At 62.8% G+C, this 13101-nt stretch carries 9 protein-coding genes; 4 read left to right on the forward strand and 5 right to left on the reverse strand.

Features of this window, described 5'->3' with window-relative positions; genetic code table 11:
* Nucleotides 1–33: 33 nt before the first annotated feature.
* The gene (locus tag NRS07_RS00305) at nucleotides 34–2166 is read right to left on the reverse strand and encodes a DUF4214 domain-containing protein (protein ID WP_259209882.1); all 2133 of its coding nucleotides are present in this window, start codon (nucleotides 2164–2166) and stop codon (nucleotides 34–36) included.
* 161 nt (nucleotides 2167–2327) lie between these two features.
* Complete coding sequence (locus tag NRS07_RS00310; protein ID WP_259209883.1) at nucleotides 2328–4388, reverse strand: UvrD-helicase domain-containing protein; 2061 nt, start codon at nucleotides 4386–4388, stop codon at nucleotides 2328–2330.
* Between the two features lie 67 nt (nucleotides 4389–4455).
* Between NRS07_RS00310 and modA the strand changes: the two genes are divergently transcribed.
* From modA to NRS07_RS00325, 3 genes are all read left to right on the forward strand, one after another.
* On the forward strand, nucleotides 4456–5232 hold the full coding sequence (modA, locus tag NRS07_RS00315; protein ID WP_259209884.1) for a molybdate ABC transporter substrate-binding protein: 777 nt from the start codon (nucleotides 4456–4458) through the stop codon (nucleotides 5230–5232).
* Between the two features lie 13 nt (nucleotides 5233–5245).
* Nucleotides 5246–5932, forward strand: coding sequence for a molybdate ABC transporter permease subunit (modB, locus tag NRS07_RS00320; protein WP_259209885.1), 687 nt, complete (start codon nucleotides 5246–5248; stop codon nucleotides 5930–5932).
* Between the two features lie 102 nt (nucleotides 5933–6034).
* Nucleotides 6035–6520, forward strand: a complete 486-nt coding sequence (locus tag NRS07_RS00325) for an SRPBCC family protein (protein ID WP_259209886.1) — start codon at nucleotides 6035–6037, stop codon at nucleotides 6518–6520.
* A gap of 87 nt (nucleotides 6521–6607) precedes the next feature.
* On the opposite strand, the gene NRS07_RS00330 is transcribed toward NRS07_RS00325, so the two are convergent.
* Nucleotides 6608–8047 (reverse strand): dihydrolipoyl dehydrogenase, encoded by a 1440-nt coding sequence (locus NRS07_RS00330; protein ID WP_259209888.1) that lies wholly within the window; start codon nucleotides 8045–8047, stop codon nucleotides 6608–6610.
* Between the two features lie 130 nt (nucleotides 8048–8177).
* On the opposite strand from NRS07_RS00330, the gene senA reads away from it, so the two are divergent.
* Nucleotides 8178–9383, forward strand: a complete 1206-nt coding sequence (gene senA / locus NRS07_RS00335; protein ID WP_259209889.1) for a selenoneine synthase SenA — start codon at nucleotides 8178–8180, stop codon at nucleotides 9381–9383.
* A gap of 68 nt (nucleotides 9384–9451) precedes the next feature.
* Here senA and NRS07_RS00340 read toward each other — a convergent pair whose 3' ends face one another.
* Nucleotides 9452–11458, reverse strand: a complete 2007-nt coding sequence (locus tag NRS07_RS00340; RefSeq protein ID WP_259209891.1) for a primosomal protein N' — start codon at nucleotides 11456–11458, stop codon at nucleotides 9452–9454.
* Between the two features lie 551 nt (nucleotides 11459–12009).
* A complete protein-coding gene (gene hemE / locus NRS07_RS00345) occupies nucleotides 12010–13092 on the reverse strand; it encodes a uroporphyrinogen decarboxylase (RefSeq protein WP_259209893.1) in 1083 nt (360 codons plus the stop codon).
* Between the last annotated feature and the right edge of the window lie 9 nt (nucleotides 13093–13101).

The raw sequence follows: 13101 nt of genomic DNA on the forward strand, positions 1-13101 counted from the left end.
CGGCATTATGCCAGCCCAAGCGCTCCATCCTGCTTAGACCCACGGCGTGTAGTCCATGCCGCCACTAATCGTGCCAATGACCTGCGCCTGGTTCTCGAAGCCCTCACTGAACTCGACCATGATCTGAGCGCGGCTGCTGCTCTCGATGCGGCCCACCCAGTACTCGTAACCGGCGGCATCCGGTTCGCGGTCCAGGATGTTGAGGTAGAGCTGGCGCAGGAACTGCGCGTCGGTGGGCGCTGCGCCGTAGATGGCGGCGAACTCGGGCTGCTGTGTGAATTCCTGGGCAACCGTCACTAACGAGGTACCGCCTTCCATGCGCCACATCCAGTAACCGAGCCCTGCCTTTTCCGCCGGACGGCCGAGTGCTGCTTCGTACAGGCGGTAAGCCTGACCGCCAATGCCGTCGATGTCGATCGCCTTGAAGCCGTCGCTGAACTGAATGCGCTCGACGTTGATCAGGGTGTCCTTGCCGTCAGTGCCCGATTTGGCCGCCACGGTATAGCCCCAGATGGCGCGCGCCACCGTATAATTTGCGCTGCTGCCGGCATATATCGCAGTGTCGACACCAGCACCGCCGTCGATGGCATTGTCGCCGGCGCCGACGATGAACTTGTCGTTACCCGCGCCGCCGGTCTGGTTGGCGCTGCTTGCAATGGTGAAATTCATGCGGGTGGTGGCGCTGGTGACGTTGTCGGCAATGTCTACCGACGAGGCACCCACGACATAGTCGCCGTTTGGCAGCGCGTCGGATGCCAGGGTCCACCTGCCGTCTGCGCCTACCGTGGTACGGCCGATTTCAATGGCTTTCACGGCGTGTACCATCACGATGCTCGTGCCGGCTTCGCCGCTACCGCTGAAGACTGGCTTGTTCCCGCCCGCGTCCAGCGAATACGTGTTGGTCGGCGCGGTCGGCGCCTTGCCGTCGACATTGAACGTGTCGAACCCGCTAGTTGCAGAGACGTTGCCTGCACTATCGGTTGCAGTCGCATACACCCGGTAGTCGGTGCCATCCGGCAGTGTGCTGCCGGTGACCTTGAACACACCGTTCGCGCCTGCCGTAGTCGTGGCGATCAGGGTTTGGCCCAGATAGATCTTCACCGTCGAATTGGCTTCGGCGACACCGGTGATGAGCGGATTATTGCCGGTTGTATAGCCCTTGGCATTCTTGGTGACGGCGAAGCTTGGGGCCTCCGGCGGCACTGAATCGATCACCATCGCGCGCTCGACGGTCATGTCCGCGAAGCGCAACTGCTCGATCGAAATCAGGGTATCGATACCCTCTGCCGCGCTGGTCACGGTAAGATTGCCATCCGCGGTGCTAGTAATGTTGTAGTTATTGCGTACGCCGGTAAATACCGCCGTGTCGTTGCCATCGCCGCCATTGATCACGTCATTTCCTCCATTGCCTTGCAGGGTGTCATTGAATGCGGTACCAACCAGCGTCTCGGCGCTGTTGGTACCGGTAAGGTAAATCGCTTCAGTGGAAGCGTTGAAACCAAGCGCTCCGCCCAGGCCGTCGCCGCCGTAGATCCACTTCAGCGCAGCGATGTCGTACGGACTGAATTCGGCATGATTATTCGTATGTGGCGCATAGGTCATCAGGGTATTGCCGGCATTGTCTTGCCCTGCCGACAATACGATATCGCCCTCGAACGGATGCTTCAGGCCCACCGCATGACCCAGTTCGTGCAGCAGGGTTTCATAGCCTTCGGTCCCTGGTGTCAGATCGCGGTTGCGCATGCGCCACTCGGCATTGTCGAGGTAAACCCAGGCATTGGCGTTATAGCTAACGACCTCGTTGGTAACGGGGTTGAAGCTGTAGCCGCCCTGCCAGCTGCACAGGCCAACGGTGTTGCTGCTCGTGATGTCGATATTGCACAGATGGATCTGCGCGGCGGCACCGTTCGATGTTTCGACAAATTCGATTCCAGTCAGCGCGCGCAACTCGTCGAATGCGATGCGCACGTTGTTCTGCTGCGCCAGCGTAAAGGCTTCCTGCCCGGTCTTTCCGGCCTCGGTACCCGAGGTAATCGAGAACGTGTAGTACAGGGTATTGGCCGGCAGGCCAGTAATAAAATTCCAATGGGGTCCCTTATCGAGCAGCGCATCGATATGTTGGTAACCCGAAAGGGGCAAATTTGTCAGTTCTGCTACCGTTGCCATACAAACCTTTGAAAACTATCAGGAATTTCTGCTGAGCTTACTTGTTCGGGAAGTATTTGCTCTAGGACAAGCGAAGTCAAATACGAATTTCAATCGTGCGCACGACTTGTCAAGTCCTCAAGGCTTCTACGCCACGCTCACGCTTTTTCTGAAACAAATTCTTACAATTTGGGCGTCGCCAGCAGCGCTTTCAGGCTGGCCAGCCTTTCCTTTGGCGTAATAATTTCGGTTTCCTTCGGCGGCGCATCGCCGACGTCGAGCGCCATTTCCTTGATGAAGCGCGATGGTTCGCAATGCACCAGCTCGCCGGCGCGCTTGCGCTTCTTGCACCAGCTCAGGCGCAGGGTGCGCTGGGCGCGGGTAATGCCCACGTACATCAGGCGCCGCTCTTCCTGGATACGCGCGGCGATGATTTCCACTGGCGCGTCGGGATCGCCCTTGTGCGGCAAGATGCCTTCTTCCACGCCGACCAGGAACACATGCGGGTATTCCAGCCCCTTGGAGGCGTGCAGGGTCGACATGCGCACTGCGTCCTGTTCATCGTCCTGCCCCTCGAGCATCGACATCAAGGCCACCATCTGGGTCAATTCGAGCAGGTTCTTTTCTTCGCCATCCCGCTCGCGCCCGCCCCTGCCGCGTTCCTTTAGCCAGTTGGTAAATTCGAGCACGTTCTGCCACTTGGCCTGGGCCGCGCGGTCGTCGAAATTTTCGTAAAGATAGTGCTCGTAGTTAATCTCTTTCATCATGTCATCGAGTACTTCGGCGGCATTGTCGCCACTGCCCGACGGCCCCGGCCGGGTAGCGCGGTCTTCCAGGCCGTTCATGAAATGGCAAAAGCCGCGCAAGGGCAAGAGCTGGCGGTCCGGCAGCTTGGCTTCCAGGCCGCCTTTCTGGGCCGCATCGAACAGCGAACAATTCCACTGCTTGGAGAATTCGCCCAACACCTCCAGCGTAGCCATGCCGACCCCGCGCTTGGGGGTGGTAACGGCGCGGATAAAGGCCGGGTCGTCGTTCTGGTTGGCAATCAGGCGCAGGTAGGCGATCACGTCCTTGATCTCCGCCTTGTCGAAAAAGCTCTGGCCGCCTGACATCGTGTACGGGATGCGCTCCTTGCGCAGCGACTGCTCGATGACGCGCGCCTGGTGGTTGCCGCGGTACAAAATCGCGTAGTCGGCCCAATGATTCTTGCGCTGGAAATGGTCGGCCGAGATCATGATCGCCACCTGCTCGGCTTCCTGCTCGTCGCTCTGCATGCCCAGCACTTCGATCGGCTCGCCCAGGCCATGCTCGGACCAGAGCGACTTTTCGAACAGCTTCGGGTTGTTGCCGATGACGGCATTGGCCGCCTGCAAGATGCGCGTGGTCGAGCGGTAGTTCTGCTCGAGCTTCACCACCCGCAGGTCGGGAAAGTCGGTCTGCAGGGTTTTCAGGTTTTCCACCGAGGCGCCACGCCAGGCGTAGATCGCCTGGTCGTCGTCGCCCACGGCGGTGAACATCGGCTTCTTGCCGATGCCCGTTACCAGCAGTTTGACCAGTTCGTATTGGCAGGTGTTGGTGTCCTGGTACTCGTCCATCAACAGATAGCGCAGGCGCCGTTGCCAGCGGTCGCGGATCGATTCGTTGTTGCGGAACAGTTCCACCGGCAGGCGGATCAGGTCGTCGAAGTCCACCGCCTGGTATGCCTGCAGGGTCGCCAGGTAGCTGCGGTAAACCCGTGCCGACATGGCTTCGTCCTCGTCTTTCGCCCCTTGAATAGCGTCCTCCGGGTCGACCAGGCCATTCTTCCACAGCGAAATCGCGTTCTGGATGCGGCGGATTTCCTGTTTATCCGTGGTCAGCGCCAGGTCGGAGACGATGGTGTAACAGTCGTCGCTGTCCATAATCGAAAACTTGTCCTTCAGGCCGACCCCGGCAGCTTCCTGGCGCAGGATCTTGACGCCCAGCGAGTGGAAGGTTGATACGGTCAGCTGCTTGGCCTGCTTCGGCTGCTTGAGCAGCTTGGCGATCCGCTCCTGCATCTCGAGCGCTGCCTTGTTGGTAAAGGTCAGGGCGGCAATCGTGCGCGGATCATAGCCACGGTCTTCGATCATGTACGCAATTTTTTGCGTGATGACGCGCGTTTTCCCCGAACCGGCCCCCGCCAGCACCAGGCACGGACCGTCCAGATAGAGCACGGCTTCGCTTTGCGGCCCGTTGAGGCCGAATTTTGGTGCGTTGGACATGGGAAGGTTTTCTGCAGGATGGCCGGGTATTGTAACGATGAGTTGGCGGCCACGCTAAAATGCCTGCATGAATAAATTGCTCGGCATCTTGTTTGCAACACTGCTGGCCCTGCCTGCTACGTCAGCTACGGCCGCGCCGCTGCTGGTGGCTGCGGCAAGCGACCTGGTGTATTGCATCGACGAGCTGGCGGCGGCCTTCCGCCAGCAGGCACCCGGTACCGAGATCAAGATCTCCACCGGTGCTTCCGGCAATTTCGTTGCCCAGATCCGCAACGGCGCGCCCTTCCACGTGTTTCTGTCGGCCGACATGCTGTATCCCACCCAGCTGGCGAAACTGGGCGCGGCCGATGGCGCCACCCTGCGTCCTTACGCGATCGGCCGCATCGTGCTGTGGACCACCGATGCGCGTTTCGACCTGAGCCAGGGCATGAAGGTGTTACGCGATTCACGCATCAAGCGCATCGCCATCGCCAACCCCGACACCGCGCCATATGGCCGCGCCGCCAGGGCAGCGCTTGAGCGCGACAAGCTGTGGGAGGCGCTTCAGCCGCGCCTCGTGATCGGCGAGAACATCGCCCAGGCGGCGCAGTTCGTCCAGACCGGCAACGCCCAACTGGGCATCGTGTCGCTGGCCACCGTGCGCGCGCCGAAGATGGCGGGCGTGGGGCGCTACCACCTGATCAGCGAGCTTGGGGTGGCGCCGATCGAACAGGGCGCCATCGTCACCAATGCGGGCAGCAAGGAACCGATGGCACTGCGCTTCGTGCGCTTTCTCGGTTCGCCGCCGGCGCGCGCCATCCTCGAACGCCACGGCTTCGGCCTGCCCCCTGCTTCAGATGATTGACCTCGGGAGTTTCATGTTCCCGCCCGAACTGTGGGCCGCGCTCTCGCTCACGTTGCGGCTTTCGCTGGTGACCTCGCTGGTGCTGCTGGCGATCGCCATCCCGCTCGCCAACTGGCTCAATACCAGCCGCATGCGCGGCATCTTGTTGATCGACACCTTGGTCAGCCTGCCGATCGTACTGCCGCCCACGGTCATCGGCTTTTATCTCTTGATGCTGATGGCGCCGCAACGGCCGCTGGGCGCGGCCTGGCTGTCGGTGTTCGGGCACCCGCTGCCGTTCTCGTTCGCAGGACTGGTGGCCGGCTCGGTCGTCTACAGCCTGCCGTTCGCGGTGCAGCCGATCCAGTCGGCCTTTCGCAACGTCAGCCGCGACCTGGTGCAGTCGGCGCTGGCGCTGGGCTTGAGCCGGCGCCAGGCTTTCTTTTCGGTCGTGCTGCCGCTGTCGCGCAACGGCATCTTTACCGGCCTGTCGCTCAGTTTCGCCCACACGATGGGCGAATTCGGCGTGGTGCTGATGTTGGGCGGGAACATCCCTGGCCAGACCCGGGTCGCATCGATCGCGCTCTACGACGAGGCGCAAAAACTCAACTATGATGCCGCGCACGCGTATGCGCTGGTGCTGCTGGCGATCTCGTTTGCGATCCTGGTGACGATCGCCTTCTTCCAGCGCAAGCAGCACGCGCCGCTGCTGGGCAACTGAAGCTGGCAATCAGCAGCACTGGCGCGACGCCTGCGCGTGCAATCGGGTACCATTTCGCCCTTGCAGCGCAAACAGCGCTGGCGCTTTTTTGGACACCGCATTATGAAATTTGAACATCTCATCCAGATCAACGATCCGCTCAACCCGCTGGTCGACACCCTCACCACCGAGCAATTGTGGCGCGGCCTGGTGCTGCGCGCCGAATCGCCCGAGCTGTTCGTGCCGCACCTGGACGAATGCCAGATCGGCGAACGCACCAGTGGCAGTTTCACGCGCCGCCTGCGCTATGGCGATCTGGTGATCGACGACGTCGTGCACATGACGCCGCTGCAAGAAGTGCGCTTCGAGGTACCTGCGCAGGGCGATATCGCCGCCTCGAGCCTGAAGATGATCATCGAAACCCCGACCAACGCCATGCTGCTGGTGCGCTTTTGCTACGACGATGGCCAGGGCGAGCATGTCGACGAAGCCAACAAGATGTATGACGACTTCAAGCGCTCGGCCTACCAGGAGGCCGATATCGATACGGTGCGCATCCTGCGCCAGCTCGCGGCAGAGGGCAAGCTCGACGCGAGTTATCTGAACTGAGCTGAACTGAGCTGAACTGAGCTGAACTGAGTCGGCCCGCAGGGTGGGCGGATTCTGCTCACCCTGCACGGCGCGGCCACGCCCGCGTCAGATCCCCGGTTTGCTGTCCGACGCGTCGACCTTGCTCTCGCCCTCGGCCAGGCAGCGCGCCAGGTCGCGCAGCGCGGTGCGCACGCCTTCTTCGATCACCGGATGATAGAACGGCATCTCCAGCATCTGTTCCACCGTCATGCGCATCTGGCAAGCCCAGGACAGCGTGTGCGCCAGGTGCTCGGCGCGCGGTGCGATCATTTCCGCGCCCAGGAAGCGGCATGAGCCGAATTCGGCGTACACCCGCAGCAATCCCTTGTTCTGCAACATGACCCGGCTGCGGCCCTGGTTCGCGAACGATACCTGCCCCACCGCGAACTTGTACTGGCCACCCTCGCACAGGCTGCGGTAGCTGGCGCCGAGCGTGGCGATGTTCGGCTCGGTGAAGGCGACCGCGATCGGTGTGCGACGCAGGCCGGGACGTACGTCCGGATAACGGCCCGCGTTGTCGCCGGCGATCTTGCCATTGTCGGCCGCGTCGTGCAGCAGCGGACGTTCGTTGTTGGCGTCGCCGGCGATGAAGATATGGCTGCTGCCACATTGCATTGTGCGCGAATCGAACACCGGCACACCGTGCTTGCCGCGTTCGATGCCGGTTTCTTCGAGACCAATGTCGTACACGTTCGGGGTGCGGCCGGCCGCCATCAGCACGAACTGGAAGCGTTCGGTGGATTCCTTGCCGAGTGCATCGCTGACCGTTAGCGCCACCTCATCGCCTTCCTGCACCGCGCCCACCACCTTCGACTGGAACTGTATGTCGAGTTCTTCGTTCAGCACGCGGCCGGCTTCGTGCAGCACCTCGGGGTCGCTGATGTGGGCGATGCTGCCCCCGCGCGTGTAGAACTTTACGCGCACGCCAAGACGGTTCAAGGCCTGTCCCAGTTCCAGCCCGATGACGCCGGTGCCGATCACCGCCACCGAGCGCGGCAGATCTTCCCAGTAGAACACGTCGTCGCTGGTGACAATGCCGGGGCCGACGTTCTCCAGCTCGGGCAGGCGCAGCGGCGTGGAGCCGGTGGCGATCACGATGCGCGCCGCGGTGATCTCGGTGTGCTCGTCCACCACCAGCGTATGCGGACCGGTAAAGCGTGCATGGCCACGCAACTTGTCTTCGGCCGGCATGGCTTCGACGCCGTCAACGACAAAGCCGACGAAGCGGTCGCGCTCGCGGCGCACGCGCTCCATCACGGCCCGCCCGTCGATGCGGACCTCGCCCGCATGCACGCCAAACGGCGCCGCATGCTGCATCGAATGGGCCGCCTCTGCAGCCGCGATCAGGAGTTTGCTCGGCATGCAGCCCACCAGCGCGCAGGTGGTGCCGTATTGGCCGCCCTCGATCACCACGGTGCGCGCACCCTGCGCCTTGGCTGCCCGGTATGCCGTCATGCCGGCGGTGCCGGTGCCGATGACGGCAACATCGATATTCAGTTTGTTCATCTTTTTCTCCAGATCTCCATGTCTGAACGATACGCGATTTTCAGCGCGGCTGTCGGGAAGCGGCTGTCCGACGCGTCCCTGGGCGAAACGGTGCGATCCTGCGGCGGCAGGATGGCCGTACAATCCATGCATGACCGAACACCACGTATCGTTTCGCCACATGGGCCCGCCCGAGCTGGAGGCGGCACTGCGCAGCGCGCGGCAGCACACGCTGGCCCTGTTCGATGCCCTGGCCGCGGCTGGCCACGACCAGGCGGCGCAGGTACCGCGCCTGAGCGTGTTGAACCTGCCGCTATGGGAGCTGGGGCATATCGCCTGGTTTGCGGAATGGTTCGTGCTGCGCGAGGCACGCAGCAGCCTGCCGGGCGATGCCGTCAAGCCTTCGCTGCTGGCGCAGGGTGACCACTGGTTCGATTCCAATACCGTGGCCCACGATGCGCGCTGGGCGCTCGACCTGCCCGAGCCGGAGGCAATCAAGTGCTATTGCAGCGAAGTGCTCGAGCGCATCGGTGAGCAGCTGGCACGCAGCCCTGGGCACGACGCGGCGCTCTATCCGTACCGCTTGGTGCTGGCGCATGAAGACATGCATGGCGAAGCCCTGCTGTACACCCTGCAAACGCTGGGAGCTGCCGCGCCCGCGTCCTGCGCCACCATGGACGCGGACGAGACCATGGCGACGGGCCAGCTTGCCTTCGCCGAGGCCAGCTTTTCTTGTGGCGGCGAGCAGTCAAGGGGCTTTAGCTTCGATAACGAGCGACCGCCGCTGCCATGCCGCCTTGCCCCGTTCGCGATCGACGCCGGCCTGGTATCGAACGCCGCCTATCTGGCCTTCATGCGCGCCGGCGGCTACCAGGATCCCGGCTACTGGAGCGACGCCGGACGTGCATGGCTGGCGCAGCAAGGGCGTTCGGCACCGCGCTACTGGCAGCGCGATGGCGCGGGCGATGGTTGGCACACCGTTCGCTTCGGGCGCCGGGCAGCCCTGGAGCCGTGCGCGCCGGTGCGCCACGTCAGTTTGTTCGAGGCGCAGGCCTATTGCCGCTGGGCCGGACGGCGCCTGCCGACCGAGCAGGAGTGGGAATACGCGGCCGCCTCGCGCCGGCCAGGCTTCGACTGGGGCCAGCTGTGGGAATGGACCGCTTCGGGCTTCCTGCCCCACCCCGGGTTCACCGCTGACCGCTACCGCGAGTACTCGGCGCCCTATTTCGGTAGCCGCCAGAGCTTGCGCGGAGCCTCGTTCGCCACCCCGGCGCGGCTGCGCTCGCCGCATTTCCGCAACTTCTACCCACCCGAGCGGGACGATATCTTCGTCGGCTTTCGCACCTGCGCTGCCTGAGCCGGGTCTTGCCGGAAGCGCTTTAGCGCAGCGGCTGCGCTCCCGCCACGTTGGGCCCTGCGTGATTTTCAGATATCGAGCGGATCGACTTCCAGCGACCAGCGCACACGCGACTTCATGGCGCGCAGGATCTCGACCCACTCGCGCAGGAAGGCCTGCAATGCCGGGCGCGAGTTCGATTCCACCAGCAGCTGGGCGCGGTCGACGTTGTGCACGCGCGTCATCGTCATCGGAATCGGGTCGTTGATCATGATCGCCTCGTGCGGATAACAGTCGCGCGCCGCTTCCAGGAAAGCGATCGCGGCGCTGAGTTCGGGCGCCTCGGCGCGCAGCAGCGCCTGGTACATGTAGGGTGGCAAGCCGGCCTGGCGCCGTTCATCCAGCAAGCTGCCGGCGAAGCGGTCGTAGTCATGGCGCACTACGGCGCCATACAACGGATGGCTGGCATAGCGGGTCTGCACCAGCACCTCGGACGCCGCGCCGGCACGCCCGGCGCGGCCGGCCACCTGCATCAGCTGGGCGAACAGGCGCTCGCTGGCACGGTAATCCTGTGAGAACAGGGCGGTGTCCGGATTCAGGATACCCACCAGGGTAAGCTTCTTGAAGTCGTGGCCCTTGGCGACCATTTGCGTGCCGATCAAAATATCCACTTCGCCCCGGTGCACGGTATCAAAGGCGGCCTGGGCGCTGCCCTTGAGGCGGGTGGAGTCGGCGTCGATGCGCAGGATGCGCGCTTGCGGGAACATCGCCTGCAAGCCTTCTTCCACGCGCTGGGTGCCGCGCCCGAGTGGCTGCAGGTCGACGTTGCCGCAGGTGGGGCAGTGGCGCGGGATGCGCAGCTCCAGGCTGCAGTGGTGACAGCGCAGCCGGTGTTCGGGCTTATGCAGCACCATGAACGAGGTGCAGCGCGTGCAGTTGCTGATCCAGCCGCAGGCCTCGCAAGTGATCACCGGGGCGTAGCCGCGCCGGTTCAAAAATAACAGCGACTGTTCGCCGCGGTCGAGCCGCTGGCGCAGGGCCGCGACCAGCGCGCCGCTCAGGCCATCCTTGGGACGGTCGCGCTCGAGGTCGACCAGCTTCACGGTCGGCAGCACGGCGTCGCGCACGGCGCGCTCGCGCAGCTCCAGCTTGCGGTAGCGACCAGTCTGGGCGTGGTGCCAGCTCTCCAGCGACGGCGTGGCCGAGCCCAGCACGATCGGGATCGCTAGCTGGTGCGCCCGCCACACCGCCAGGTCGCGCGCCGAATAGCGCAGGCCTTCCTGCTGCTTGTACGACGGGTCGTGTTCTTCGTCGATGACGATCAGCTTGAGGTGCGGCAGCGAGGCCAGGATCGCCAATCGCGTGCCCAGCACGATGCGTGCCTGGCCGGCATGCGCGGCCATCCAGTGCAGGGTACGCTCGCCTTCCGACAGGCTGCTGTGCAAGGTGGCGAGCATCACGCCGGGGAAACGCGCCCGGATATTGCCTTCTAGCTGAGGCGTCAGGTTGATCTCGGGGACCAGGATCAGGATCTGGGCGGCGCCATCGCGTGCCAGCACTTCGGCGCAAGCCTGCAGGTAGACCTCGGTCTTGCCGCTGCCGGTTACTCCGTACAGCAAGATCGGCGTGAAGCCCTGCGCGCCGCCGATGGCCGCGGCGGCCTCCTGCTGCGCCGGGTTCAGGATCGGCATGTTCGATGGCCTGGGATCGTGCGGCGCTTCATCCTTGGCCAGTTTCTTGAGCGCGCGGTCGAGCGCCACGGTTTTGGGCAGGCGCAGGTTCTTCGGTAATCCGGGCAGTGCCACCTCGCCCAGCGGGCGCTGGTAATAGTCGGCGGCGAAACGGGCCAGCGCCAGCCAGCGCGGCGACAGCGGCGATAATTGACTGCGCACCGCCATTGCATCCTTGAGCTTGTCAGGCGGAACCGCGCTGTCCGCCTTGACCGCCACGATCAACCCGACTACCTCGCGCCGTGCGAACGGCACCAGTACCAGCTGACCTACTATTGGCTCGGTGCCGGGCTCGCATGGCCAGCGGTAGTCGAAGCAGCTGTTGAGCGGCGTATCGAGCGCGACTTCAAGAAAACAATGTGCCAAGTCCAACCTTCATATCTGCCTGCAACCTGTGGAAAACTTTGTGAATAGTGCGCCACTTGACCCCGCCGAAGGTTTACGTTAGATCAACTCAAACCCTGGAATTCATCGGTAAATCGATAAAATAGTCAATAAAATCAATGACTTGAAAATCGCAAGTTATTCCTGTTAACAAGTCCACGTACAATCTGCTTGCTGTGCATAACTGCACAGGTGGTGTGGGAAAACTCGCTGCGATGCACCACACTCTTCAGACCTTACTTGAAGAGTTGGGCTAAGTCCCCGTAAACGAAAGGGTTTTAGAATTTGTTCAGCCTGCCTGTTGATAACTTTGTGAACAAGGCAGATAAACCTGGGACATTTCACCCAACCGCCATCCGGGCTACTGTGTAAATCCACAGTTCTTTAGGCATAAATCCCTTAAGAATCAATAGCTTACTTTTTTGCCTTGCACACAAAGATGTCCACAGGAATAAATTTACCGATTTACGCAGTTGTGAACAAGTGTGATTTTTCTGCGGCAGCGGAGCTGCCGCAGCAGGCAGGCCACCGGCTTATTTGCCGCGTTGCTGGCGGCTGATGCTATGGACTGCCTCGACCATCGCCGTGACCGATTCCGGCGGCGTAAACTGCGAGATGCCGTGGCCCAGGTTGAAGACGTGACCATGCCCTGCCGATGGGGTGCCATAGGCTGTCAAGCTGCGCTCGACCTCGGCGCGTATCTGCTCTGGCGCGGCGAACAGGATGGCCGGATCGAGGTTACCCTGCAGGGCGACGCGATCACCCACCAGCGCGCGCGCGCGGCCCAGGTTCACGGTCCAATCCAGGCCCAGCGCATCAGCGCCGATGTCGGCCATTTCGTCCAGCCACAGGCCGCCGCCCTTGGTGAAGACGATCGCCGGAATGCGCACGCCGTCTTTGTCGCGTTGCAGCTGTCCCAGGATCTGGCGCATGTAGTTCAGCGAGAACTCCTGGTAGGCGCCGTCGGCCAGCGCTCCGCCCCAGGAATCGAAGATCATCACGGCCTGAGCGCCGGCATCGATCTGGGCGTTCAAGTACTGCGCCACGGCGCGCGCATTGGTTTCCAGGATGTGGTGCATCAGGTCCGGGCGCGTATACATCATTTTTTTGACGGTGTGGAACTCGCGCGATCCGGCGCCTTCGACCATGTAGCAAGCCAGCGTCCATGGGCTGCCCGAAAAGCCGATCAGCGGCACGCGGCCATTGATCTCGGTGCGGATCTGGGTCACCGCCTTGAAGACATAGTCGAGCGACGCCATATCCGGCACATGCAGCGCGCGTACCGCTTCTTCGGTGCGCAGCGGACGCTCGAACTTCGGGCCTTCGCCATCGGCGAAATACAGGCCCAGCCCCATCGCGTCGGGCACGGTCAGGATATCCGAGAACAGGATCGACGCGTCCAGCGCAAAGCGATCGAGCGGCTGCAGCGTGACTTCGGTAGCAAAGTCGGGATTCTTCGCCAGCCCCAGGAACGAGCCGGCGCGGGCACGCGTGGCGCGGTATTCCGGCAGGTAGCGGCCCGCCTGGCGCATCAGCCACACCGGGGTGTAATCGGTCGGCTGGCGCAGCAGCGCACGCAGGAAGGTGTCGTTCTGGAGCGGGGCAAATTGTGGCATGGCTGGCAA

It is taken from the genome of Massilia sp. H6 (assembly GCF_024802625.1).
Taxonomy (GTDB): domain Bacteria; phylum Pseudomonadota; class Gammaproteobacteria; order Burkholderiales; family Burkholderiaceae_D; genus Telluria.

Excerpts from the sequence above, each read along its gene's own strand:
- NRS07_RS00325 (WP_259209886.1), top strand. The coding sequence starts at position 6,035 with ATGAAATTTGAACATCTCATCCAGATCAACGATCCGCTCAACCCGCTG.
- modA (WP_259209884.1), top strand. The coding sequence starts at position 4,456 with ATGAATAAATTGCTCGGCATCTTGTTTGCAACACTGCTGGCCCTGCCT.
- NRS07_RS00305 (WP_259209882.1), bottom strand. The coding sequence starts at position 2,166 with ATGGCAACGGTAGCAGAACTGACAAATTTGCCCCTTTCGGGTTACCAA.
- NRS07_RS00310 (WP_259209883.1), bottom strand. The coding sequence starts at position 4,388 with ATGTCCAACGCACCAAAATTCGGCCTCAACGGGCCGCAAAGCGAAGCC.
- senA (WP_259209889.1), top strand. The coding sequence starts at position 8,178 with ATGACCGAACACCACGTATCGTTTCGCCACATGGGCCCGCCCGAGCTG.
- modB (WP_259209885.1), top strand. The coding sequence starts at position 5,246 with ATGTTCCCGCCCGAACTGTGGGCCGCGCTCTCGCTCACGTTGCGGCTT.
- NRS07_RS00330 (WP_259209888.1), bottom strand. The coding sequence starts at position 8,047 with ATGAACAAACTGAATATCGATGTTGCCGTCATCGGCACCGGCACCGCC.
- hemE (WP_259209893.1), bottom strand. The coding sequence starts at position 13,092 with ATGCCACAATTTGCCCCGCTCCAGAACGACACCTTCCTGCGTGCGCTG.